The sequence below is a fragment of the Legionella genomosp. 1 genome (genome assembly GCF_900640215.1).
Lineage (GTDB): Bacteria > Pseudomonadota > Gammaproteobacteria > Legionellales > Legionellaceae > Legionella_C > Legionella_C quinlivanii_A.
Genome location: NZ_CAAAJH010000011.1, coordinates 13,962 through 39,391 on the forward strand (window position 1 = coordinate 13,962; position 25,430 = coordinate 39,391).

A 25,430-nucleotide genomic window follows, 5' to 3' on the forward strand; every position below is an offset into this window, starting at 1 on the left:
CCTCTTGTGCTTAGCAGCAATAGTTTACTGATGCTGTTTCTTAGGAAATCCAGATATCATGGCCCATAGAAAAATACCAAAAGAGAGGATTAGTATCGGCCAATCACCCAAGAGCACCCAGGGTGTGCTACCAGTCGCCGGATAGATGGACGCGCGGAGCAGACCGGCATTAAAAGCAGGAAGTGACGTCACAATATCCCCTCGCGTATTAATGACGGACGATAATCCATCATTGTTCGAGACAACCTGATATCTCCCGGTTTGCAGGGAGCGTACCTGGGCAATCTGTTGTTGCTGATACATGGCGAGCGAGTGTCCAAACCAGCCATCATCACTGATAGAAACAATCCACTCCGCATGGGGAAACTGCTTGCGAAGCAATTCTCCATAGGCCAGTTCATAGCAAATAAGCGTCGCGACAGGATGCTTATGAACTCTGATTAGCGATTGCGCGTCCTTCCCTGGCTTTAAATTGGCATCAGGGATCTGTAACCAATTCATCAATGGCTGAAAAATACCAGGTATATATTCGCCAAATGGAACTAAATGCTGCTTTAGATAAAACCCCTGAGCTTCCCCCAGACTGATTAATGCATTGAAATAGTCGTCGGCGTCGATTTTAGTGGGTTCTGGTATCCCCAAAAGTATTCCACTTCCTGCATTTTTTGCTTTTTCCCTTAAGTCATCGAGAAAATCACTTATATAGGAAGAGGGCAGTGGAATAGCCGATTCCGGCATCACAATAAGCTGAGTACCAAGTAGACTGATAACGTCTTTCTGATAACGATCAAGAAGTTTCCAGAACAGCGTTTCATCCCACTTGTCGCGCATGGACAAATTGGCCTGAATGACGCCAATGGATACCGGCGTGCTCGATATATGGACCCACTCTATTGGTTTTAGGGCAAGCGGAGCGAGGATAGCTGAAACAAACAACACAAGATAAGTCAGTTGTTTTCTTCGCTCAACGCCGAATGCACAAACCAGCAGCGTGGCGGCAAACACAGTCAGAAAGCTCGCTCCATAAACACCTAAAACAGGTAAAAGGTATTTAACCGGTGCATCAAATTGACCGAATCCAAGCAGAAGCCAGGGAAAGCCGCTTAAAATGGAAGCACGCAGCAATTCGCTGATGACCCAGAGTGCACTGAAAAATAATCCTGAAGTCATTGTTGGGCGTTTAGTTGAAAAAGTATTAAAGACAAGGGCAAGCAAAGCAGGAAAGAATGATAAATACAGGATGAAAAGCAGGGTGATTAATCCTGAGAGCACTGGATTTAAATGGCCATATTCGTAAATGCTGACATAAATCCATGACACCCCAAACCCAAAGAAGCCCAGGCCAAAAAATAATCCACGCAGAAAACCAGAACCTTTAGAATGCGCACACAGCCCATAATAGAAAAGAGCCAGACCCAGAATCGCCATGCCGGGTATATGAAAGGGAGCAAATCCCAGCGGTAATAACAAGCCGTATATGAAAAATTTGAAGTAGTGCATCCAGGTTAATTTTTTTGTGGTTTCAATCTGCAGTGGCTCAAAGGAGACGGCGCTGGTCATGACAGAGTTTCATTAAATGAAAGAACGATAGGATACTACAGCTCAAAGGTCAACTAAGATCACCAGAAAGAAGGTGATATATTTTTTGTAACTCCCCAGGTACGTCATCCTGAGCGTCATGTACGTCATCCTGAGCGTAGCGAAGGATCTCAAACTGCTTGGAATTGAGCCAGATTCAGGAGATCCTTCACTGCGTTCAGGATGACGTTGAAACGAAAATAGGAAAAGTGCAATATTTTGTAACTCCCCAGGTACGTCATCCTGAGCGTAGCGAAGGATCTCAAACTGCTTGGAACTGAGCCAGCTTCAGGAGATCCTTCTCTGCGTTCAGGATAACGTTGAGACCATGAGAGTTACATTTAAATTTACGCATTGGCTGTCTATACTTGATTTGTTTTCGATCATTTTTTCCGAGTTGTAATCGCTACATAAAAATCGTTTTTTTTCAAGGTATGCAAACCGGTTTTATTTGTGTAGGATGACAACTGTTTTCTAACGGAAGGGAATAACTATGTATAATGTTATGATTACAGGTGCAGGTAAAATCGGAAGTCTTATCGCTTGTTTACTTGCAAGCAGCAAGGATTATCAGATCCATCTGGCAGATTTGGAATTTTCTGGTACCGATGTAACGCGCTTGCTGCAAACGATGCCGCAGGTCAAGACGGTGGCGTTGGACGTTACCGATGAAGAGTCAATCCAATCCTACATCGAAAAAAATAGAATCATTGCGGTCATTTCAAGCCTCCCTTATTTTCTCAATACCCATGTCGCCAGAGCAGCAAAACTGGCAAAAGCCCATTACTTTGATCTGACTGAAGATACCTCAGTTACCGATGCGGTCAAGCGCATTGCTGAGGGAGCAGAAACAGCATTTGTGCCTCAGTGTGGATTGGCTCCTGGTTTTATCAGTATTGCTGCAAACAGCCTGATGCAGGAGTTCGATGAATGTTTTCATGCCAAGCTTCGTGTAGGTGCATTACCACAACGCGCTAATAATGCCTTTCATTATTCCTTAACCTGGTCTACTGATGGTGTAATCAATGAGTATGGAAATCCATGCTTTGGTATCGAAGCGGGTAAACCGGTTGTTGTGCAACCTTTGGAAGGACTTGAGTCAATACAAATCGATGGCTGTGAATACGAGGCTTTTAACACATCCGGAGGGCTGGGAAGTCTGGCTGATTTATATAAAAATAAAATTCAGACTTTGAATTACAAAACGATGCGGTATCCAGGACATTGTGAAAAAATGCGCCTGCTGATGAATGATCTGAAACTCAACGAAGACCGAGGCACATTAAAACGAATTCTCGAAAAAGCCATTCCCAAGACCTATCAGGACATTGTGATTGTGTATGTAACTGTTGAGGGGATAAAGCATGGTGAGTTAACTGAAAAGAGCTATGTTAAAAAGGTATATCCGGAAACAATTTTAGATTTGGAATGGTCTGCTATTCAAGTCAGCACTGCCGCGGGAGTATGCGCCGTAGTTGACCTGGTTTTAGGACAGGCAAATGAATATCACGGACTGGTGCTCCAGGAAAAATTCCGCCTTGCGGATGTGCTGGCCAATCGTTTTGGTAAATATTACGCTTAGGAGTAAATAATCGATGGATTTTTTGAAGCATTTAGGTATTCAGGATACGAATGCCGGGGCTTATAGCGGCCAGGGTTGGCAGAGTGAATGCAGAGCAGATAAGCTGATTTCCTATTCTCCAGCCACTGGAGAAAAAATTGCCGAGGTTGCTACCTGTTCCAGTGATGACTATCAGAAGATTATGAGCCGAGCTGAGGCTGCTGCCCTGGCATGGCGTCAGTATCCTGCACCGAAGCGAGGAGAAATTATTCGTCAGATGGGGCAGGCTTTAAGAGAACATAAAGACTGGCTTGGAAGTCTCGTTTCTCTGGAGATGGGTAAATCCAAACAGGAAGGTGACGGTGAAGTTCAGGAAATGATTGATATCGCCGATTTTGCGGTCGGTCAATCCCGCATGCTCTATGGTAATACCATGCACTCAGAACGCCCCAATCATCGGATGTATGAGCAATGGCATCCTTACGGTATCATCGGTGTTATTTCAGCCTTCAATTTTCCTGTAGCGGTGTGGTCCTGGAATGCCTTTCTTGCAGCTATCTGCGGTAATGTGACTCTGTGGAAGCCTTCTGCAAAAACGCCTCTTTGCGCGATTGCGGTGCAGAATATTTGTAACAAGGTATTAAAGGAAAATAATTGCCCGGAAATTTTTTCGCTGATTATTCCGTCCAGTCATGATGTAGTGGACATGATGGTTGAGGATAAGCGAATCCCGCTGGTTTCATTTACTGGTTCTACCGCTGTAGGTAAAACAGTGGCTGCGAAAGTCGCTGCTCGCCTTGGGAAAACTATTCTTGAACTTGGCGGCAATAATGCAATTATTCTGGACGAGTCAGCGGATCTTAATCTTGCGATTCCCGGAATAGTATTTGGTGCTGTCGGAACGGCAGGCCAGCGATGTACAACAACCAGACGCTTATTTGTACATCAGTCTATGTACAAGGAAGTAGTTCGCAGATTGCAGCATGCGTATGAGCAAATAACAATTGGTGATCCACTAAATCCTGATAATCTGATGGGTCCTTTAATCGACGAGCAGGCGGTTTCTCAATTCAGCCAGGCCATTGCGCGTGTTAAAAAAGCCGGCGGGCAAATAGTCGCTGGTGGAGAAAGCCTGAATCGAAAAGGGTATTTTGTACAGCCTACACTGGTAACTGACGTGCAGAATAGTTGGGATGTGGTTCAGGAAGAAACCTTTGCGCCTATCTTATACGTCATGCCGTTTAGCAGCATAGAAGAAGCCATTGAACTGCAAAACAGCGTTCCTCAAGGGCTTTCCTCTTCTATGTTTACACAAAATCTCAAGCATGCCGAGCGTTTCCTGAGTGCAATGGGAAGCGACTGCGGGATAGCCAATATCAATATTGGCACTTCAGGTGCTGAAATTGGCGGAGCTTTTGGTGGTGAAAAAGAAACAGGTGGCGGCAGAGAATCTGGTTCTGATTCCTGGAAAGCTTATATGCGTCGTCAGACCAATACGATTAACTGGGGAAATGAGTTACCGCTTGCCCAGGGGATAAAATTTAATTTATCCTGAAATTCTTCAATAGCCGTATCATGCTTCAGAGCCTGCCGATTTTCTCCCGAAAGGCTCTGATATGGCTGGCAGTTTATAGCTTTCAATCGGCCGTTAGGTCATAACTAAACCCGGATAAAAGGATATGATTATGCAGGAACCATTTTATATAAAAAAAATTGCAGTTTTGGGTGCCGGAGTCATGGGGGCGCAAATTGCTGCTCATTGCGTTAATGCCGGCATATCCTGTCTATTATATGATTTGGCAGCTAAAGACACTAACAAGAACAGTATTGTCGATAAAGCGATTGCCAATCTGGTTAAGTTAAAACCTGCTCCTTTGGGAACTGCCAAAACTGCTGCGCTTTTACAGGCGAGAAATTATGATGAGCATCTTGAAGACCTCAAATCCTGCGATTTAATTATTGAAGCGATTGCTGAAAGAATGGATTGGAAAGAGTCGCTTTATCAAAAAATCGCCCCCTTTGTGGGTGACAAAACTGTATTGGTGAGTAATACCTCTGGTTTGAGCATTAATGCGTTGGCTGAGGTACTGCCCGCCTCATTACAAGAGCGATTTTGCGGTGTTCATTTTTTTAACCCGCCGCGCTATATGCATCTCGCAGAATTAATTCCGGCGACTACTACTTCCAATACCTTATTAACTCATCTGGAAACCTGGTTAACCAGTTACCTGGGCAAAGGGGTTGTTCACGCGAAAGATACTCCCAATTTTATCGCAAACCGCATTGGAGTTTTCTCGTTATTGGCTACACTGCACCATGCTGAAGCAATGCAGATTGGGTTAGACGAAGTAGATGCCATTACCGGCTCATTATTAGGTCGTCCCAAATCAGCGACATTTCGGACAATGGATGTGGTGGGTTTAGACACAATGAAACATGTGGTTCATACCATGTATGAGCAATTGGAAGATGATCCCTGGCATGACAGCTTTGTGTTGCCTGCCTGGTTAGAAAAAATGATCGAGCAAGGCCATCTGGGTCAGAAAAGCGGACAAGGCATTTATCGTAAACCCGGAAAAGTGATCGAAGTGTTTGACAGGCAAACAGAGGAATATCGTCCGGCCGGCGGCGAAATTAGTTCTGAATTAAAGTCAATTATGTCTGAACGCGATCCACAAAAACGAATGAGTAACTTACTTTCTTCAACAGACCGACAGGCCCAGTTTTTGGCTGCCTGCTTTCTCGATTTATTCCATTATTGCGCCTATCATCTTGAATCGATTGCCAATAATGTACGCGATGTGGACCTTGCCATTCGCTGGGGATTTGGTTGGGCTCAGGGGCCTTTTGAAACCTGGCAGCAGTCTGGCCTTGAATCTATGATTACAGCGATTAAGGAAGCGATATCCAAAGGATCGTCAATGAGCAAGGCTGAGTTGCCTGCATGGCTTTCCAGAGTCCATCAGTTTTATCATGAAGGGGGCGCCTTCTCACCTCAAAGCATGAGCTTTATCCCTCGCAGCTCGCTTTCTGTCTACCACAAGCAATATTTCCCGGAACTCGTATTAACCGAGCATCCCGCACAACTGGACAAATTATATGAAAATGAAGGCCTGACCTTATCCCGCTTCAAAAATGATATCGGTTTAATTTCCTTCAAAAGCAAGGCGAATACGATAGGCCAGGCAGTCCTGGATGGCATGGCTGCTGCTATGGATATTGCAGAAAGGCATTGCAGAGGCGTTATTGTATACCAGCAGGATGCATCCAATTTTAGTTCTGGAGCCGACTTAAAAGGGGTTGGGGGATTGATTCAGAAAAATGATTTTGCTGCTTTGGAAACGATGCTTAAGCAATTTCAACAGACAGTACTACGTTTAAAATACAGTCCAATTCCTGTAGTTGCCGCATTAAGAGGGCGTGCTTTGGGCGGTGGATGTGAATTGATTATGCATTGCGATGCAGTGGTCGCTGCATTTGAATCCTATCCTGGACTGGTGGAAGCAGGAGTTGGCTTGATTCCGGCAGGTGGTGGAACAAAAGAAATGGCAATGCGAGCTGCCGACAAAGCGCAGGATGCCGATCTGCTGCTATTCCTGAGCCCTTATTTTCAGCAAATCGCAACAGCCACTGTAGGCGCAAGCGCCGCTGATGCTCAACATCTGGGTTATCTGAAAAACACGGATACCTGGGTTATGAATAGCCATGAAGTATTATATGCGGCATTGTCGCGCGTTGAATCAATATTAGCAGCCAACTATCAACCGCCTATTCGGGGTGCTGTCTTCAAAGTGGCTGGAAGAGAAGGTTATGCCCGATTACAAGCCGGATTGATTAACTGGCTGGAAGGCGGCTTTATTTCCAAATATGATTATTATCTCGCAAGTCAGCTCGCATCTGCTATCTGCGGTGGGGATGTGAATAATGGTACGATGGTTAATGAAGACTGGATGCTCAAGCTGGAGCGCGAAGCGTTCATGAATCTGGCCCGCAATCCGTTGACGCATGCGAGAATCAGTTCTTTGCTGGAAACAGGGAAGCCATTGCGCAATTAATAGGAGACTTGATAATGACTAATGTTTATGTTGTGGATGTATTGCGTACACCGGTTGGCAAGGCTCCTCGAGGCGTATTCAGACATACTCTGCCTGACGATTTGCTGGCTCACACAATACGATCTTTAAGGGAACGAAATAGTACCGTGGATTGGGAAGCGGTTTGTGATGTGGTCATTGGCTGCGCCATGCCTGAAGCTGAACAGGGAATGAATGTGGCGCGTATTGCGTCTTTACTGGCTGGAATGCCTCAGTCTGTTCCGGCGATGACTATTAACCGGTTCTGTTCTTCAGGTGTACAAAGTATTGCTACGGCAGCTGCTTCTCTAATTCAGGGGAATCATTTGCTGGCTCTGGCTGGCGGTGTGGAAAGTATGTCAATGGTTCCTTTGGGAGGAAACAAATATACTGCAAATCCTGCCATTTTCGAAAATGAGCAGGTAGCTATTGCCTATGGAATGGGAATAACGGCGGAAAATGTCGCTAAACAATGGAATGTGTCCAGAGAAGATCAGGATCAATTTGCTGCACAAAGCCACGCCAAAGCAACTGCTGCTCAACAAAAAGGCTATTTCAATGCCGAGATTGTGCCTGTGGAGATTATCGATCGCAAAGCAGATCTTAATCACCTGGAAGTCAATGCACAGAAGAAATTGATTAATAAGGATGAAGGCCCCCGAGCGGATACTTCTTATGAAATGATCTCTCGGCTGAAACCTGTATTTGCTGCCAGAGGTTCGGTGACAGCCGGCAACAGCTCACAAACCAGTGACGGGGCTGGAATTGCGTTGCTGGCCAGCGAGCAGGCTCTAAAGCAATTTGATTTGCAGCCTATGGGAAGATTACTTGGCTATGCTGTAGCAGGTGTTCCTCCTGAGGTGATGGGGATTGGACCAATTAATGCAATCCCTTTGGCATTGAAGCAGGCTGGGATTTCTATTGAACAGTTGGACTGGATTGAGCTGAATGAAGCGTTTGCGGCACAAGCTTTGGCTGTGATAAAAACCTTAGGCTTACCGCCTGAAAAAGTCAACCCGCTTGGGGGAGCTATTGCCTTAGGCCATCCTTTGGGAGCAACAGGAGCAATCAGAACGGCAACCCTTCTTCATGGGCTTCGCCGTATTAAAGGAAAATATGGCATGGTCACCATGTGTATCGGTACTGGAATGGGGGCCGCAGCAATTTTTGAAGCGCTGTAAACATCATTTTGATTGTTTGCAAATTATAACCACGTTTCACCTGCCGCCGTAAGATCCTGGATAATACAATCAGGATCTGCGGCGAAATAAATACAGACGTAAATATTTCATAATTTTCCTTCATAAAGCCTTCTCTTGGTTGAATTATGAGCTGCATGGCCTACTCTTGTAATAAGAGGCTGTATTTTCCTGGAGTATTCATGCGTTCTTTAATTTTCGCAGCGTGCCTTGCAAGCAACCTGGCATTCGCTGATGAGATCATTGGTTTTTCAGCGTTTGAGAATGGTGATTACACTACCGCCTATCCCCATTTAGTTCAATCTGCGGAACAAGGAAATGATGATTCCATGTATTTGCTTGGCCGAATGTATCAATATGGCTATGGAGTAAACAAAGACGCTGTCAAAGCAGCCGATTGGTATCGTAAAGCTGCTGCTAAAAATAATTCACTGGCTCAATTAAGTCTTGGCTTTTTATATGATACGGGACAGGGAATGAAACAGGATTATAAAGAAGCCTTTAACTGGTATATGAAATCTGCAGAACAAGGCAATGCGATCGCCCAGCGAAATGTAGCATTAATGTATGCCACCGGTGACGGGGTAAGGAATCCCGATGACAGCAAGGCATTTGAATGGTTTAAAAAATCTGCAGAACAAGGCTATGCGAAAGCTCAGGTCAATCTCGGCTATCAGTATATGATGGGAATGGGAACAGACAAAGATGTAGAGAAGGCCTTTTACTGGTATGATAAAGCCGCATCTCAAGGCGATGCCAAAGGGGAATACAGTATTGCCCTTTTATATACTGGTAAATATGGTATCACCGAAGATCAGACAGCCGCCACTTATTGGTTTTCAAAAGCTGCGGTTCAGGGGCATCGAAATGCTCAAGCCTATCTGGCTTACCAATATTTGAATGGTTTGGGAATCGAAGCTAATCCCAGAAAAGCCGCTTACTGGTATCAGCTTGCAGCTGAAAAAGGCCATTCTCAGGCGCAATCGGAATTAGGACAGCTGTTAATGAGTGGTACTGGTATCGATAAAGATTACCAGCAAGCTGCTTATTGGTTCACAAAGGCCGCTGCCCAGGGTAATGTCACTGCACAAGGGAAATTAGGTTATTTGTATCTGGCAGGTTTGGGGGTAGGTCAGGACAACACCAAAGCCTATGCCTGGTTGAAGCTGGCATCGCTAAATAATAACGAACAGGCTAAGAAAGAATTAGCTCGATTAGAGCCTCGTTTAACCTCAGAAGAAAAGCAATCTGGCGATCAGTTATATTATGTTCTGAAGAACACAAAGCCAGTTCCGGAAGGGCAAGAGGACGAGTAAGTGGAGTGTCTACAGACTATTAATGCTTTCGCTAATCAGGTTAATCGTCAATTTTCCATCTTTAGTTTTTTGCCGTTTGAAAATGGTATAACTGACCATATTCAAATCCTCACTGCTTACATTGGCAATACTTAAGAAAAACTCGCTTTCAAGCGTAATTAGTTCAGCTCGGATGTTAAACTTTCGTAATAGTTTGGTGATTTTTTTCAAATCGCTAAATCCTTTTTGACCACGCGCTTCGATAATCTGATCAACCTGGCCGGGATCTAAGCTGTTTCCAAGCGCTGCAAGTACTGGCCGCGAAGCGGTATTCAGATTGATTGTCGTGATTTCAGGCAAACTTATTGTATAAGGCTCCAGAGCTTGATAAGTGTTTGCATCAACACCTTTTATCAGACGCAGCTCAGTGACGCTGGTCATGAACTGCTGGCTTGGATAGTAGGGCGGTTTTTGTTTTATATAATAGGAAACAAACTGATCCTGCCCACGCCCCGGCTGATAAGGGCTAATCCATTGAAAAATGGCATCGGCGATAGCCAGACGCTGCGGTCTCTTAAGCTTGGGTAAGACTTGTTTGAGAAGATGAAAAAAAAGCAGGTTGTAGCGCTTATCGGCCACATTGTTCAGATTGAACCGACCTTGCAGATCATAAAGGCCGCCCTGAATACGGATGTTCGGATAGAGACCCTGCATTTTCGCCGGAAAATCCATTAATTTACCATTCGGATCAGAGGACAAAAACAAACGGGATTTATTACTTAGCTCTCCCATTGCCCAAAATGATACGGCCTGAGATGCTAAATAGAGATCATCACTTTGAATGGCTATGCGGGTATGGTAGATATCCAGTTGCAGCCGGCTGCTCATGGCGGTAGCGGCAATTGCTACCAGCGTCATAATAAACAAGGCTGAAATAAGCGCGCTTCCCCGATTCAGGGGAGAGGACTTCCCATGCGTCACTTGCATTGAGGAATCAGACAATTTTTGCATAGAGTCCTTCCGGCAGAATAAATAAAAAGGTGGCAGTTCCCCAATCGCCAAGTTCAATTTTAAGCTGGACTGCTTTCGGTAAGGTCGGTGTATTTCCAGGGCTTGAGACACTGGACTCCCGCCACTCCGGTAAAACCTGCAGGTTTTGATCGAGATAGGCAAATTTGCAGTTTTTTATATTTTCCAGCAAGGTTTTATCATGATAATTATTGCGATTGACAGCATCCAGAGCATCCCAGCTTCGTCTGATTAACTTATCCCCTTTACAAAGCCAGGCAATCCGTCTCAAACTGCTTTTCTTCTCAACACTGTAAGGATTGGTTAATCCTCCACGAGTAAACTCAAGATATAGCGGTTGGCCAGTAAACGCGGGGAACAAACGCATTTCGTTTCCCCGAACAGGGCGACTGGTTATTTGCTCAGTATCCCGTTCAATCATAATAATAGCCATTTGCAAATCAACCAGACGTTCAGCCTGTTCAGTGACACGACTTCGAGTATTAAATGCGTAATACATTGCGGAAGAGGTCAGGGTGGCCATAATGGCAAACACAGCTAAAGCAATCAAAATTTCAATCAGCGTGAATCCCTTATTAACTCGCATGACGGTACCTGAATGCGATTACCGGATCTGTAAACGGTCCGGCCTGATTTTTACTGGTAGTAATAATTAATTGCTGCAAGGATTTAATGGGGGTCTGGACCAGTTTTACACGCCAATACCAGCGCTGACCAAACATTGTGGTAATCTGCGTAACTTCCTGGGTCGTTGTTACTGATAATAGCCCCAGCTGTACCATTGCTGCTCCCTGAGTACTAATCCATTGTGTAATCATTTTCTCCTTAAGGCGCTGAGTATGAGCAACATCCTGAGCGGTGGCTTTCACCAGTGCAGTTAGTGCTATGGCAATAACTGCAAGAGCAAGCAGAACTTCTATTAAGGTAAAAGCCTGGACTGTTTTTCTGACCTTTAATTTCATTTTTTTCCGGATTTTATGAAAATTTCCCCGTCATGCTGGCCAATAACATTCAGCTGTTCAGGATTAGTTTCTGTGCCAAAACTGAGTGTGAAGGCAGACATATTCCCCGTGGGATTAATAATAATATCGGGGAGTTTAGTATTATTTTTAATAGTGGTTTTGAGTGTGACCAGAATATTCTTAGGGAAGGTTTGCCAATGAAAAAGGCCTTTACCCGGCATAGGCTCCCAGGTTTTTGCCTCAACAAAACGATAGGTGCCATATCCTTCCTTGTTAACATTAATTCCCAGGGTATTCATTTCCAGAATGGCACGCTGCTGAACGAGTTTAATATAGTTTACAAATTGCTCTGCACTGAGTTGAACTCGTCGACTGGCTCCGAAATCACCGAAAGCAAGAAGTGTAACACTGGCGGCGATTCCGACAATTAAAATGACCACCAGTATTTCAATTAATGTAAATCCTCTCTCATTTGGCATCCCAGTTTCCAATCTCGGCATTGATTCCTGTGCCGCCTGGCTGACCTTCAGCACCTAAGGTAAAGACATCCACATCGCTGTGCTCGCCCGGATTCAGATAAAGATAGTCACGTCCCCAGGGATCTTTGGGCAGCGATTTGAGGTATTGCTTCCAGTCACGAGGTGTTGGACTGGTGGTCGGTTTTTCAACTAATGCTAAAAGTCCCTGATCCGTACTGGGATAGAACCCATTATCGAGCTTGTAGAGATCCAGTGCGTTTTGTATGGCGAGAACATCTTGTTTTGCTTTAACGACACGGGCTTCATCCGGTCTGCTGATAATTTTGGGAACCACAATAGAGGCGAGAATACCCAAAATGACCACTACAACCATAATTTCAATCAAAGAAAACCCTTTTTGAAATTTCATACCTGCTCCTGGTAATGTCTGAATTTGATTATAACGTAATGAAAACCGTTCTGGCTACAGCAAGACGTCTTAGCCTAACTCACTAGTTGCTCCATTGAAAATATAGGAAGTAAAGTAGCAAGAACGATGAATAAAACAACAGCTCCCATCATTAAAATCACCAGGGGTTCAAGCAAGGTGAGAGCTGTATCAATGAGTCGGCGAACCTCGGCATCCATATGGGAGGCGGCGCGCTCCATCATGGTAGCAATCTGCCCACTTTTTTCACCACTCGCAATCAGATGAATTGCCATTGGATTTAAAAAGCCTGTTTCTTTCAAGGCATGGCTGATAGATGTTCCTTCACGTACGCGAGTAGCTGCCACATCAAAGGCCTGGCGCATGACCAGATTAGTAATGAGGCTTGCTGAAACACGCATGGTTTCAAGTACGCTCACTCCTGCGGCGAAAAGGATTCCAAATGTGTGGATATAGCGTGCTGCGTTCACCGAGCGGCTCAGATAGGATATGACTGGTAATCGTAGCAGCAGTTTGTGCCATCCGGTTTTAATTTTGATATTTCTCAGGCTGCGCCTGAATCCAACAATTAAAAGGACGATGGAGCCCACCACATAAAGACCATAATGCTTGATGAAATCACTTAAGATGATTAGAAGTTTCGTCATTTCGGGCAGTGTTTGGCCGCTGCTGGTGAATACTTCAATAATTTTGGGAACAACGAAGGCTAAAAGGAAGCTGATAATTGCTGTTGAAACGATAATCATAAGCGAAGGATAGATTAAAGCCTGCTGGATCTTTTGCCGGGTTTCCTGCTGGTTTTCAGTATAGTCTGCCAGTTTCTCCAGCACCATATCCAGGCGGCCGGTTTGTTCTCCAGCGCCTACGGTTGCTCTGTATAATTCAGGGAAGGCGTTAGGGAATTCGCCCAAGGCCTGCGCCAGAGAATACCCTTCGAGGACTTTCGCCCGTACACCAATCACTAACTCTCTGGCCTTGTCCTTTTCGGTTTGCTCGCTGACTCCCTGTAAGGATTCTTCAACTGGTATTCCAGCGGCAAGCAGGGTGGCTAACTGTCGAGTTAACAAGGACAAATCCTGCGCTGAAAGTCGTCCCTTAACATGCGTTTGCTGTTTGTGTACCGCTTTGATTTGTGTGGGTATTAAACCTTTTTCGCGTAAAAGCTGTCGAGCTTGACGTTCAGAATCAGCCTCAATGACTCCTTTAGCGTTTGAGCCTGATTTATTTAATGCCAGATATTGATAGGCGGCCATAACTATTTTGCATTCAATTGCTTTTGACGAGTTTAATCTATTAGTTTTAATCTGTCACTTGGGTTACACTTTATAGCGGGTTATCTTGGAGAAAACAATGAGTAAGAAAGCAGTGTTTGATGCAATTAAGGAACATGAAGCAAAATTTGTTGATCTGCGCTTTACAGATACAATCGGGAAAGAGCAGCACATCAGTATCCCTGTTTCTTCAATTGATGATGATTTTCTGGAAAATGGGAAAATGATTGATGGCTCCTCCATTAAAGGATGGCAGAAAATACATCAGTCTGATTTGGCTTTGGTACCTGATTGCAGCAACATTCTACTTGATCCTTTTTATCAGGATAACACATTAATTATTCGCTGTAATGTGGTCGACCCCCTTACGATGATGGGATATGATCGTGATCCCCGTTCTTTGGCGCAAAGAGCCGAGGCTTATCTGAAATCCACAGGAATTGCCGATACTGCCTATTTTGGCCCCGAACCCGAATTCTTCCTTTTTGATGACGTGCGTTGGAAAACCAGTATTAATGGTGCGTTTTATTCCATTGACTCGGATGAGGCCCATTGGAACTCGGACAAAGTATTTGAAGGTGGCAATATTGGCCACAGACCTTCAGTTAAAGGCGGCTATTTCCCCGTTCCTCCTGTGGATTCTTCCCAGGATATCCGCTCGGCTATTTGTCTTACTCTTGAATCGCTGGGTATTCCTGTTGAGGCGCATCATCATGAGGTGGCCACTGGAAATCAGTGCGAGGTCGCAACGCGTTATGACACTCTGGTCCACAAAGCGGATCAGATGCAAACTCTGAAGTATGTAATCCAGAATGTAGCACATAACTATGGCAAGACCGCAACCTTTATGCCCAAGCCTCTGGTAGGTGATAATGGCAATGGCATGCACTGCCACCAGTCTCTGGCCAAAGACGGTGTAAATCTGTTTACCGGAGATAAGTATGCCGGTTTGTCTGAAACCGCTTTATATTATATCGGCGGTATAATCAAGCATGCCCGTGCGCTGAACGCATTTACCAATCCGGCTACCAACAGTTATAAACGACTGGTTCCCGGTTTCGAAGCCCCTGTGTTATTAGCTTATTCAGCCAGAAATCGCTCGGCAGCTATTCGTATACCTCATGTCAGCAATCCAAAAGGGCGTCGTATTGAAGTGCGCTTCCCTGATCCAACGGCTAACCCTTATCTTGCTTTCTCTGCAATGATGATGGCTGGTTTGGATGGTATTCAGAATAAAATACATCCAGGGCAACCAATGGATAAAGATTTATATGATTTGCCTCCAGAAGAGCTGGTTGATGTGCCAACCGTTTGCGCATCTCTTGAAGATGCAATTCGTCATCTGAGATCAGACCAGGAGTTCCTGTTGCAAGGTGATGTATTTAGCAAGGACTTTATTGAAAGCTACATCGCCCTTAGAGAAGCTGAGATAGCTCAGGTCAGAAGCCTGGTACATCCATTTGAGTTTGAGCTTTATTATAGTCTCTAAGCTTAGTTATCAGGCCTGCGGGTAAGCTCAGTTGTATATCAAAATGTCTTCCCCGCGAAGGCGGGGACCCATCTCTGAGCGAGCTTTAATGCCAATTGAGGAATGGATTCCCGCCTTCGCGGGGATGACCAAAATTACTTAGCTTAATGGCAGTGAGCCGAGGCCTGGTTCAAGCATATTAAAGGGAACCACTATGCGGAAATGCGGCTTGTTACTATGCTCTTCTTTAATATTCTTAACGACAAGTGCGGTGCATGCTGATATTTATAAATGGACAGATAGTAATGGTAATGTTCATTTCAGTGATAAACCGCATCCTGGCGCTGAAAAAATAGACCTTCCGGAAGCGCAGACCTTCGGTCCTGCCAACAACCAACCTGCCGATACAGAAAGTCAGCCCGTGACCGATGAAAAAGAAAACGAAGAGGAGAAAGAAAGCTACAGTTATCTGGCAGTAACTCAACCTCAGAATGAAGCAACAATCCGGAATAATCAGGGCTATATACCTATTATTGTGGATATCAAACCAGAGCTTAAAAAGGGAAATTTATTACAGATTATTTACGATGGCGAGCCATTAGGCGATCCGCAGGCCACAACTATTTTTGCATTAAATGATGTGAAACGAGGCAGTCATACTATTGCTGTTCAGGCTGTAGATGCTGAAGGCAATGTACTTTACACCAGCGAGCCGATCACCATCTTCATGCATCGTCCACGGGTTGGTATGGTTAAGCATCCAATTAAATAACTTATCTTTGAGTCTCGACTCTTGAAATTTGAATTTCAATCCCTATATTAACCGGCAGCATAGACTATTTACCAAATTGTGTGGGTTCTGATATCAGGGCTCAGTACGGAAATTAGTCAATCTATTAATCACATCATTACTTAGCTGGAGAGTGACTTAAATGGCGAGCAAGCAGCAGACAATGGGGTTTCAAACCGAAGTGAAGCAAATGCTGAATATAGTGATTCATTCATTATATTCCAACAAGGAAATCTTTCTACGGGAATTAATTTCCAATGCGTCGGATGCACTGGATAAATTACGCTTCCTGGCATTATCTGATGCTTCTCTGTATGAAGGGGATTCAGATCTCAAGATTACTATTGATTGTAATGAAAAATTAAAAACCATTACAATTAAAGATAATGGAATTGGCATGAGCTGGGATGAAGCGGTCAGTAATCTGGGTACGATCGCCAAGTCTGGAACCAAGGAGTTCTTAAGTCAATTAACAGGTGAAAAAGCGAAGGATTCTCATCTGATTGGTCAGTTCGGGGTTGGCTTTTATTCTGCATTTATTGTAGCGGACAAAGTTACTGTAAAAAGCCGTCGTGCGGGTTTATCTGCTGAAGATGGAATTGTCTGGGAATCCACCGGTGATGGGGAATTCACAATTGCCCAGGAAAACAAAGCGCATCATGGTACTGAAATTACGCTTCATCTTAAAGAGGAAGATTTGGAGTTCGCGAGTGATTGGCGTATTCGCAGTATTATAACCAAATATTCAGATCATATTTGCTGGCCTATCGCAATGAAAAAAGCAGATGACGAGAATAAAGAATCCTCTGACTTTGAAACGGTAAATAAAGCAACCGCTTTGTGGACCTTGCAAAAATCTGAAATCAGCGAAGACGAGTATAAAACACTCTACAAGCATATTTCTCATGATTTTCAGGAGCCATTGATTTGGTCTCACAATCATGTGGAAGGAAAGAATAATTATATCAGCCTGCTCTATATTCCTTCACACGCCCCTTATGATTTGTGGCAGCAGGAAACCAAACATGGTTTAAAGTTATATGTTAAGCGAGTGTTTATTTTAGATGACGCCGCACAATTTTTACCCCGATATCTGCGTTTTGTTAAAGGGATTATTGATGCCAGTGATTTACCTTTAAATATTTCCCGGGAAATTCTTCAGGATAACAAGCAGGTCGATTCGATTCGTGCCGCCTGCGCTAAACGAATATTAGGCATGCTTGAAAAACTGGCTGAACAGGAACCGGAAAAATATCAAAAATTCTGGAATGAGTTTGGTCAGGTGTTAAAAGAAGGGCCTATTGAAGATTTCATAAATCGGGAAGCAATTGCCAAACTTTTACGCTTCACCAGTACTCACACCAATTCTGAAAAACAAGATGTAACACTGACCGATTATGTTTCACGCATGAAAGAAGGCCAGGATAAAATTTATTATATCACTGCATCCAGCTATAACGCTGCAAAACACAGTCCTCATCTTGAAATATTCAGAAAGAAAGGTATTGAAGTATTACTGCTCAGTGATCGAATTGATGAATGGCTGGTTGGTTATCTTAGTGAGTTTGATGGTAAGAAACTGCAATCGATAAGCAAGGGTAAAATCGATCTCGATGTTGAAGATACTAATTCAGAAGAGGCCAAAAAAGAAGAAGAGTCTTTAAACCCCATGCTTAAGCAAATCCAGGATATTCTTGGCGATAAAGTTAAAGAGGTTGTTCTAACGCATCGTTTAACAGACTCACCGGCATGTATTGTTGCTGACGAGCAAGATATGGGATTGGAAATGCAAAGAATTCTGCAAGCTGCTGGACAGCAGGTTCCTGAATCCAAGCCAGTATTTGAAATTAATCCTCAACATGCACTGATTAAGCGTTTACATGGTATTGAGGATGACTCGCAATTTGGTGAATGGGTCACTGTTCTCTTTGAACAGGCAGTACTGGCAGAAGGTGGGCAATTGGATAATCCCGCAGATTTTGTGAGTCGTGTTAATAAATTGCTACTGTCCGCGTAAATCTGACAATATGTGATATATACCCCGTATGGTTAACGGGGTATATCGTGGTTATTGAATAACAATCAATGAAGGATATTATTCGTCAGTTAAACGAAAATATTTAGTACCGAAATAACGCTGTAATTTTTTTCTGATTGTACCACGACTTATACCCAGCATTTTTGCAGCTTGCAGCTGATTGCCTCGGCGTTTTTCCATTACTGCTTTTAAAAGAGGTGGTTCTACTTCAGAAAGAATCATGTCATAGAGATCAGTTATGGATTTGTTTTTGTTTTCAGCCAGGAAACGAGTTACAAGGCTGTAAACCAAATCCTGTAGACCTTGCTCTTGTCTTGTAGTTTGAGAAGAGTGTTGTGTATCAATGACATTCATCATAACTTCCTTATTTTAGTTAAATCTATCAATCCAATGCTTTTATACATTAAAGCAAAATTAATTGTACATGAAGGTTAATTGATAATCTACTACCCTTTTTCATAAAAATAAGCAGTAATTTAGATCAAAAATCGAAAGAAAATCAGTCAATTCACCTTGTTTTCAACCCTCAAAAGGCGGGCGGCCTGCTCTCGATTAAAATCATTTTCAAGATTGGCTATTGTAATAGTCGCAATTCCATTTCCTATTAAATTAGTAATTGAGCGAGCCTCAGACATGAAGCGATCAATACCAAGGATTAACACTAATCCTTCAACAGGCAGGGTGTGAAGAGAAGACAATGTTGCTGCTAAAACAATAAAGCCTCCGCCCGTGACTGCAGCGGCTCCTTTTGAAGTCAGCATGAGAATCAGCATCAGGAGCAGTTCGTCTTTAAGACTCAAATCAATGTTAAAGGCTTGCGCAATAAATACGGTAGCTATGCCCAGGTAGATGGTCGTGCCATCCAGATTAAACGAATAGCCAGTGGGTAAAACCAGACCAACCACTGATTTATCGCAGCCTAAGGTTTCCAATTTACTAATCATACGAGGTAGCACGGCCTCTGAAGATGAAGTGGCAAGCACAATGAGAATTTCTTCTTTAATAAAAATCAGAAAACGCCAGATACTAATGCCATTTAAACGGGCAATAATGCCCAATATAATGAAAATGAATAGAAAACAAGTCAGGTAAACAGTAAGCAGAAGCTTCCCGAGTGAAACCAGTGTTTCGATGCCATAACTGCCTACCGTAAACGCCATTGCCCCAAATGCGCCGACAGGAGCGAGTTTCATAATTAAATTCACCATGGCGAATAATACTGCCGACAATTCATCAAAAATATTGAGTAGGTGCTGCACATCACGGCAGCGTATTATGGCGAATGCGGTTAATAAAGAGATTAAAAGCACTGGCAATATATCCCCTCTGACAAATGCTGAAATGAGAGTGTCGGGTATTATATTGAGAAAAAAATGACTGGAATCGAACTGCTCAGCCTGCGAAACATAGGATGCAATGGCTTGCTTATCAACAGTGTCTGCACTGATGTTCATACCGGAACCGGGCTGCATCCACTTGGCGGTAAAAATCGCAATAATTAAAGCTAAGGTGGTTACCAGCTCGAAATAAATAATCGCCTTGATTCCGATTCGGCCTACCTGTTTTATATCATTGGCCTGGGTTATACCCATGACAATGGTTAAAAAAATGATGGGTGCGATCATCATTCTAATCAGTTTAATAAAACCATCACCCAAAATTTGCATTTTGATGGCAAGAGGGGGGTAGAAATGCCCCAACAGTGTTCCCAAAAAGATGCCGAGAAGCACCTTAAAATAAAGCTGGTGATAAACAGGTTTGCTCATTTATTTTTTCGTTGACTGGCGTCTTAAATAGTTTGAAAATCAGGTAATTTTAAAACAAGGATATTTCATACTAGCATGTTAAGACCATTCTTAATATGCTTCCCAATGCAAGGAATTCATATGAACGTTTTTGAGTGGCTAGATCGCTTAATCGCTTTCGATACAACCTCGAGAAATTCCAATCTTGAGTTGATTCATGATGTACAGACTTTTTTGGAGTCTCAGGGAGTTCACTCATCGCTTATTTATGACAGCAAGCAGCCCAAGGCCAATTTATTTGCGAGCCTGCCTGCTTTTGATGGGAATATTAATGGTGGCATAGTCCTCTCAGGTCATACCGATGTCGTACCAGTTGATGGTCAGCAATGGGAAACTGATCCTTTCAAAGCGACAGAAATCGCCGGGAAAATTTATGGGCGAGGCGCTTGCGATATGAAAGGTTTTATTGCCGTCGTTATGGCAATGATTCCCCAGTTTAAAGAAATGAGGCTTGCACATCCTGTCCATTTCGCGTTTTCATATGACGAAGAGGTCGGTTGTCTTGGAGCCCCTTTCATGATTGAGCATATTAAAAAGCAGGGAATTAATCCTGTAGCCTGTATTGTCGGGGAGCCAACCAGTATGCGGCCTGTGATAGCTCATAAAGGCAAGGAGTCATTTCGTTGCAGCGTGCATGGCGTAGCGGCGCATTCCTCTCTGACCCACCAGGGCTGTAATGCAATTGAATATGCAGCTGATTTGATTTGTTATATCAGAGGTATGGCCGATCGTTTCAAGCTGTCAGGTGTTCAGGACAAGCATTATGATATGCCTTGTACCACCTTAACCACCAACCTTATTAACGGGGGAAATTCATACAATACAATTCCGGCACTTTGTGAATTTATTTTTGAATTCCGAAATTTGCCAGAAGACAGTGCCAATGAAATTCGCGGCGAGATTAAGGATTATATCAATACTCGTTTATTGCCGAAAATGAAACAGGAACATTCTGCCGCTAATATTATCCTCGACAATATCGCAGCAACCGCTGGTTTGAACACACCAGTCGATGCCGAGATTAATCAATGGGCCAGGATGGTAACGGGCGAACAGGAAAAACTTAAAGTCGCTTATGCAACAGAAGCAGGTTTATTTCAAAAGGCTAGCATTCCCACAATAGTTTGCGGACCAGGGAGTATTGAGCAGGCGCATCGTGCCAATGAATATGTGGATATTTCACAATTACAGGAGTGTTCAAAGTTTGTTAATCAAATGGTTCAAATGAAGTTTTCAAAGGGAGTTTAATAAATGTTAAGGCGTTTAAGTTGTCTTTCGCTGATATTATGTGCAAACACAATCAGCTTTGCCTCAGCAAATGGATTTTATATTGGTGCTAGCGGAATAAAAGATAGTGCGCAATATGATTTCAAACGGGTTGAAACCGCTCCGTCAGGTCCATTTCTCGACCAGTTCCGCATTGATTGGAGCGGAGAGGGTTTTGCGGGGGAAGTGTTTGCTGGTTATCATTACCGCTTTATAGAGCGCTTAGATCTTGGCCTGGAGGCATTTTACGACAAGAGCTCAAACGATGGTGATATCGGTTTTTTGCAGTCGAATAGTCTTTATACCCGTGAATTAAGTGGTAAATATAAACAACGCTGGCAATATGGGCTTGCCCTTAAACCAGGATATTACATTACAGACGCTGTTCTTCTATATGGACGATTAGGGTGGATTAAAGACAATATTCAACTTAGTGGTCATATTATTCAGACAGGCTCTCTCGGTTTCTTTGCCGGGAGCTTTGCTTCAGACCAGGATAAGGAAGGATTACAATTAGGTATTGGAACGCAAATACAAATTATAAATCAGCTGCATCTGCGCCTGGAATGGGATTACAATTCCTTGAATAATTTTAGCAATAGTTCGCAGGTTAAATCTTCGACAGGTCTGCAGTTTGTGACTTATCGAACGGCATTTAAGCCCAAACTTGAGCAATTCAAACTGGGTTTAAGTTGGGAGTTTGCTTAAAACTCCTTGCATTTTTCCCACTATCAGCTAAATTAAAAAAGCAGTTAAGTATCAATTTACTCCAGGTTACTCCAATCGAGGGATTGTTCCCTCACTCTGTTTTCATTACAGTGTTTTACTCTGTTTGGCTATTTAAAATTAAGATAATAAGGGAGTATTTATTATGGATAATCATTCTGAAATGGTTGTAAGAACCGACGATGTCATTGGTGTCGATGTTAAATCACCAGCCCTTGAGGATCTCGGTGAGGTAAAAGAAATTGTGCTCGATAAATTTAGTGGTCAAGCAAGATATGTGGTCATTGGCTTTGGTGGATTTATGGGCCTTGGTGAAGAATATTATGCATTCCCCTGGAAGAGCATCAGCTACAATAAAGATGAAGAATGCTTCATTTTAAATGTGGATAAATCCAAATTGAAACGTGAATACGGTTTTGATAAAGATAACTGGCCTGATATGGCGACATGGCCTAACACAGTGGATCAGTATTATATTTAAACCTCTACCCTTTGCTGTCCCCACACCAGTGGGGACTGTATTAATTAAGCTAGTGCGCATTCCTGTGTTGATAGTAAAATCTGCTTTCCTAGTTCGGTATGAATTCCCTCCGCATTCGCGGTAGAGAATGCCTGTTGATATTTATCGGATAAATTGCTAATACACACTTCAAGAGACTGATTGTTAAACAAATCTAGTCTTTTTAGCTTTTTGAAAACTCTGATAACCCTGCTTAATACAAAGCTTGTATGATAAATACCCAGCATCGGCCTTAAATCACTGCGAATTGGAGAAACATAGTGTTCATCCTCCTCGTTTAAAATCAGTGGATCATGGGCAAGAACGCTATTAAGGAATAAATGAGATGTTTCATGAACAAGATGCTCAATTAACAAAAGATTAGAAAATTCAGAGGAATTTCCATCAGGTAGAGACAAATAAATCGCTCCAAAAAACTTTGGGGAAGTCGCGCCAACAATTTGCACATCGCTTTTTACCAGATAAATAGCAGATACAAACGTTTCAATTTCTTCCATAAAGCAATTATCTGCTGATTTAATGAGTTGCAGTGCATTTGAGACCTGGTTTTGGAATTCAAATAATTCGCTTTGTGGGGGGGTATAAGCATTTAATGGATCTGAACCAAAGGCGATGTTGACTTCCTCAGCAAAGATCTTTTTTTCCCAATCTTCCTGTAATCCTAAAGAAACCTGAGTTTTAGTGATAATCCACTGTGTGTTAAAAATAATATCGCGAATAATTCGATTCACTTCCAATACAGAATCGCTTCGCATTGCTTCCAAAAGCCAGAAATATTGGGCATAAAGCCAGGGAGAAATATAGTTTTTGCTCTCAGGCTCTAGTTGGTCGAGGCGAGCGATTAGCGCAGAATAATCTTTATCCAGAACCTGTTGGGCATAATTTATCAGTTTGATCAGACTGTGAATAAACCGATGTTTATAGGCTTCATGCAGAATGCTGGACATATTCCTTTGAGGAACAGCGCTAATCTGCTCAAAGGGAAGATGATAGGCATTCATCATCTATAGCCCTGGTCTGCCATATCCCTTTGAGGAACTGATTTTTTCCTCATCTTCCTTTATTTCTTCAGGGCGATTAAAAATAAGCACACTTCTCATAGTAGGAATTTTATCGTCAAGAATATTTTCAGGAATACGAGTAAAAAATTGGTTAGGATTGGAATTATTTTTTTTAATGATTGTCATAACTTACTCCTTGTTTTGAGCGAAATTCTAGCAACTGTTTTATATCAATTCAAATGGTTTTTTTAGCGTCATCAGTACGCTCCGCAGAAGACGGGATTTCTTACCATCAAAAAAGCAGGGATAAGAAGGCACCGCTTAGCAGCACTATTACCCCTGCCATCTGAATTAAATTAATTTGCTCTCCCAAAAGAAGCACTCCAAACAGCAAAACAAAAATGGGTTCAAGCACTGAGAGAATAGAGGCTTGAACAGTATTAAGATACTGTAATCCTTTCAACAAACACATTATAGGAAGGGCGGTACAAAGAATACTTAGTCCAAGCAAATTAATCCAGTTGTCAAAACCCTTGGGAATTGAAAAAGATTGATCAAGCCAGGCGGCTAAAAAACAAGTCGGTAAACAGCCTAAACACAGCATCAGACTGGCAGGTAAAGGAGAAACTGGGCTTTTTTTGCCGCAAAGAATGTAAAGAGCATACAAAAATGCCGCTATCAGGCTAAACAAAATGCCTGATAAATCCAGGTTTCTATTAATACTGCCATTAGTCAATAAAATAAGTCCGCAGACAATCATTAGCACTACGGGATAATATATTTTGCTGATTGGAATGCGAAAAACCATTTTATTCGTGATCATTACCATCACTGGATAAGTATAGAAAATAATCATCGCTAAACCTGAACCAATATGCTTGCTGGCCTGAAAATAAAAAATCGCGCAGCTACTGTAAAAAAAACTGCCGCACAAAAAAAGCTTGAATAATTCAATTTTTGCAATATATGTTGTATTTAAAGAAGGTAATAGCATGACCGAGAGACAGATTGCCGATAATAAAAACCGCCAGAATTGAGTGTTATAAACGGAAAGCTGGGCATTGATAAGGCTCATCCCAAAATAACCTAATAGCCCAAATAAAAGCCCTGAAAGAAGGGTGTAAAAAATTCCTGCTTGTCGACTGGTGAAATTAAAGCTGGCAAATCGCAATATCGAGCTTCGCATTGCTATCTCTAATCTCGCGCATAGTACTCATTTCACATAAGCTTAAACTCAAACCATGATGTCCGAGCTGCATTTTGGGAACCATTCCGGAGGCTTTTTCCATACGCAGCAAAATGAGATGACAGGAAGAGCGGGGCGGTAATTGTTGCTGATAAAATCCATTATTCAGGCTAATCTGAAAATAGTCGGCGCTGTTTCTCAATAAACTCAGGTAGATACTGACGGTATCATGTAAAAGACGCAGGGATCCAAGCCATTGGCTCAACTGACTCTGTCTGAACTCTGGGTAAGATTCCATCCATAATATTAATTGAGGAGGATGCGCCTCACAGTCAAGATGCTGGCTGGATTGGGCGGTACGGATTGCATTTAGAAAAGGATCCTGATGAATATCATCTCCAAAACGTCCGATGGTATTCGATAAAATCTGAATTTGTGTAAATAGGCGGGCATATAGCTCGGGAGAGAGCGCATTGCTTCTGTTAACGCTATGTTCTATGCGCATTAACTCTTTAAGAAATCGGCTTTTTAATTCAGGTTTTTGAATCAGTTGAACGGTTTCGATAAGCTTTTGCAAGGCATAGTGATGAATAACGGGATGATATTCGGCACAAGCCTCTTTTATAATCTGATGCAGGCATTCAAGACGCAAGGCAATTTTGGGCAAGGAATGAGTCGCCAGTTGAAATGTAATTGTTTCTTGCTGCATTTAGAATGCTATCCTTAGCCGGCTCAATGGGGCTAAAATCGGATTAA

The 25,430-nt window shown here is 42.9% G+C and carries 24 protein-coding genes; 11 read left to right on the top strand and 13 right to left on the bottom strand.

All coding sequences use genetic code 11. From position 1 onward, the window contains the following. Positions 1–24: 24 nt before the first annotated feature. Positions 25–1,560: an apolipoprotein N-acyltransferase gene (gene lnt, locus E1O89_RS10720; RefSeq protein WP_133140154.1), complete on the bottom strand. Its 1,536-nt coding sequence runs from the start codon at positions 1,558–1,560 to the stop codon at positions 25–27. Positions 1,561–2,071: 511 nt separating this feature from the next. On the opposite strand from lnt, the gene E1O89_RS10725 reads away from it, so the two are divergent. The 5 genes from E1O89_RS10725 (at position 2,072) to E1O89_RS10745 (ending at position 9,727) form a co-directional block, all read left to right on the top strand. Beyond that, positions 2,072–3,160 carry a saccharopine dehydrogenase family protein gene (locus E1O89_RS10725; protein WP_133140155.1) on the top strand — a complete coding sequence of 363 codons (1,089 nt, stop codon included), beginning with the start codon at positions 2,072–2,074 and terminating at the stop codon, positions 3,158–3,160. A 13-nt stretch (positions 3,161–3,173) separates the two neighbouring features. Beyond that, positions 3,174–4,694: an aldehyde dehydrogenase family protein gene (locus tag E1O89_RS10730; RefSeq protein ID WP_133140156.1), complete on the top strand. Its 1,521-nt coding sequence runs from the start codon at positions 3,174–3,176 to the stop codon at positions 4,692–4,694. A 130-nt stretch (positions 4,695–4,824) separates the two neighbouring features. Next, positions 4,825–7,194: a 3-hydroxyacyl-CoA dehydrogenase/enoyl-CoA hydratase family protein gene (locus tag E1O89_RS10735; protein WP_133140157.1), complete on the top strand. Its 2,370-nt coding sequence runs from the start codon at positions 4,825–4,827 to the stop codon at positions 7,192–7,194. Between the two features lie 14 nt (positions 7,195–7,208). Beyond that, entirely contained in the window at positions 7,209–8,393 is a 1,185-nt protein-coding gene (locus E1O89_RS10740; RefSeq protein WP_133140158.1) for an acetyl-CoA C-acyltransferase, read from the top strand. A 200-nt stretch (positions 8,394–8,593) separates the two neighbouring features. Then, positions 8,594–9,727 carry a tetratricopeptide repeat protein gene (locus E1O89_RS10745; protein WP_133140159.1) on the top strand — a complete coding sequence of 378 codons (1,134 nt, stop codon included), beginning with the start codon at positions 8,594–8,596 and terminating at the stop codon, positions 9,725–9,727. Positions 9,728–9,736: 9 nt separating this feature from the next. Here the strand turns inward: E1O89_RS10745 and gspK are convergent, their stop codons facing one another. From gspK to lspF, 6 genes are all read right to left on the bottom strand, one after another. Continuing rightward, positions 9,737–10,717: a type II secretion system minor pseudopilin GspK gene (gspK, locus tag E1O89_RS10750; RefSeq protein WP_133140160.1), complete on the bottom strand. Its 981-nt coding sequence runs from the start codon at positions 10,715–10,717 to the stop codon at positions 9,737–9,739. Next, a complete protein-coding gene (lspJ, locus tag E1O89_RS10755; RefSeq protein WP_112219641.1) occupies positions 10,701–11,321 on the bottom strand; it encodes a GspJ family T2SS minor pseudopilin variant LspJ in 621 nt (206 codons plus the stop codon). The genes gspK and lspJ overlap by 17 nt, the downstream gene beginning before the upstream one ends. Beyond that, entirely contained in the window at positions 11,311–11,697 is a 387-nt protein-coding gene (lspI, locus tag E1O89_RS10760; protein WP_112219640.1) for a GspI family T2SS minor pseudopilin variant LspI, read from the bottom strand. Before lspI ends, lspJ begins: the two co-directional genes overlap by 11 nt. Continuing rightward, positions 11,694–12,176: a type II secretion system minor pseudopilin GspH gene (gspH, locus tag E1O89_RS10765; protein WP_165483135.1), complete on the bottom strand. Its 483-nt coding sequence runs from the start codon at positions 12,174–12,176 to the stop codon at positions 11,694–11,696. The genes lspI and gspH overlap by 4 nt, the downstream gene beginning before the upstream one ends. After that, positions 12,166–12,585: a GspG family T2SS major pseudopilin variant LspG gene (gene lspG / locus E1O89_RS10770; protein WP_058506534.1), complete on the bottom strand. Its 420-nt coding sequence runs from the start codon at positions 12,583–12,585 to the stop codon at positions 12,166–12,168. Before lspG ends, gspH begins: the two co-directional genes overlap by 11 nt. Before the next feature lie 74 nt (positions 12,586–12,659). Further along, positions 12,660–13,856, bottom strand: coding sequence for a GspF family T2SS innner membrane protein variant LspF (gene lspF / locus E1O89_RS10775; RefSeq protein WP_133140162.1), 1,197 nt, complete (start codon positions 13,854–13,856; stop codon positions 12,660–12,662). Positions 13,857–13,953: 97 nt separating this feature from the next. On the opposite strand from lspF, the gene glnA reads away from it, so the two are divergent. From glnA to htpG, 3 genes are all read left to right on the top strand, one after another. Next, on the top strand, positions 13,954–15,363 hold the full coding sequence (glnA, locus tag E1O89_RS10780) for a type I glutamate--ammonia ligase (protein ID WP_133140163.1): 1,410 nt from the start codon (positions 13,954–13,956) through the stop codon (positions 15,361–15,363). A 193-nt stretch (positions 15,364–15,556) separates the two neighbouring features. After that, on the top strand, positions 15,557–16,114 hold the full coding sequence (locus tag E1O89_RS10785; protein ID WP_133140164.1) for a DUF4124 domain-containing protein: 558 nt from the start codon (positions 15,557–15,559) through the stop codon (positions 16,112–16,114). A 160-nt stretch (positions 16,115–16,274) separates the two neighbouring features. Further along, a complete protein-coding gene (gene htpG / locus E1O89_RS10790; protein ID WP_133140165.1) occupies positions 16,275–18,149 on the top strand; it encodes a molecular chaperone HtpG in 1,875 nt (624 codons plus the stop codon). Between the two features lie 78 nt (positions 18,150–18,227). Here htpG and E1O89_RS10795 read toward each other — a convergent pair whose 3' ends face one another. Then, entirely contained in the window at positions 18,228–18,524 is a 297-nt protein-coding gene (locus E1O89_RS10795) for a helix-turn-helix domain-containing protein (RefSeq protein WP_058506529.1), read from the bottom strand. A 149-nt stretch (positions 18,525–18,673) separates the two neighbouring features. Further along, complete coding sequence (gene dctA, locus E1O89_RS10800; RefSeq protein WP_133140166.1) at positions 18,674–19,936, bottom strand: C4-dicarboxylate transporter DctA; 1,263 nt, start codon at positions 19,934–19,936, stop codon at positions 18,674–18,676. A gap of 120 nt (positions 19,937–20,056) precedes the next feature. On the opposite strand from dctA, the gene argE reads away from it, so the two are divergent. The 3 genes from argE to E1O89_RS10815 all read left to right on the top strand — a co-directional run bounded on the left by argE (position 20,057) and on the right by E1O89_RS10815 (position 22,448). Continuing rightward, positions 20,057–21,223, top strand: a complete 1,167-nt coding sequence (gene argE / locus E1O89_RS10805; RefSeq protein WP_133140167.1) for an acetylornithine deacetylase — start codon at positions 20,057–20,059, stop codon at positions 21,221–21,223. Positions 21,224–21,226: 3 nt separating this feature from the next. Then, the gene (locus E1O89_RS10810; RefSeq protein ID WP_133140168.1) at positions 21,227–21,949 is read left to right on the top strand and encodes an outer membrane protein; all 723 of its coding nucleotides are present in this window, start codon (positions 21,227–21,229) and stop codon (positions 21,947–21,949) included. A gap of 163 nt (positions 21,950–22,112) precedes the next feature. Then, positions 22,113–22,448, top strand: a complete 336-nt coding sequence (locus E1O89_RS10815) for a PRC-barrel domain-containing protein (RefSeq protein WP_133140169.1) — start codon at positions 22,113–22,115, stop codon at positions 22,446–22,448. A 44-nt stretch (positions 22,449–22,492) separates the two neighbouring features. Here the strand turns inward: E1O89_RS10815 and E1O89_RS10820 are convergent, their stop codons facing one another. From E1O89_RS10820 to zapD, 4 genes are all read right to left on the bottom strand, one after another. Beyond that, complete coding sequence (locus E1O89_RS10820; protein WP_133140170.1) at positions 22,493–23,491, bottom strand: aKG-HExxH-type peptide beta-hydroxylase; 999 nt, start codon at positions 23,489–23,491, stop codon at positions 22,493–22,495. After that, positions 23,492–23,674 carry a hypothetical protein gene (locus E1O89_RS10825; RefSeq protein WP_133140171.1) on the bottom strand — a complete coding sequence of 61 codons (183 nt, stop codon included), beginning with the start codon at positions 23,672–23,674 and terminating at the stop codon, positions 23,492–23,494. A 106-nt stretch (positions 23,675–23,780) separates the two neighbouring features. Continuing rightward, entirely contained in the window at positions 23,781–24,674 is an 894-nt protein-coding gene (locus E1O89_RS10830) for a DMT family transporter (protein WP_133140172.1), read from the bottom strand. Beyond that, positions 24,640–25,383, bottom strand: coding sequence for a cell division protein ZapD (gene zapD / locus E1O89_RS10835; RefSeq protein WP_058506520.1), 744 nt, complete (start codon positions 25,381–25,383; stop codon positions 24,640–24,642). Before zapD ends, E1O89_RS10830 begins: the two co-directional genes overlap by 35 nt. Positions 25,384–25,430 lie beyond the last annotated feature (47 nt).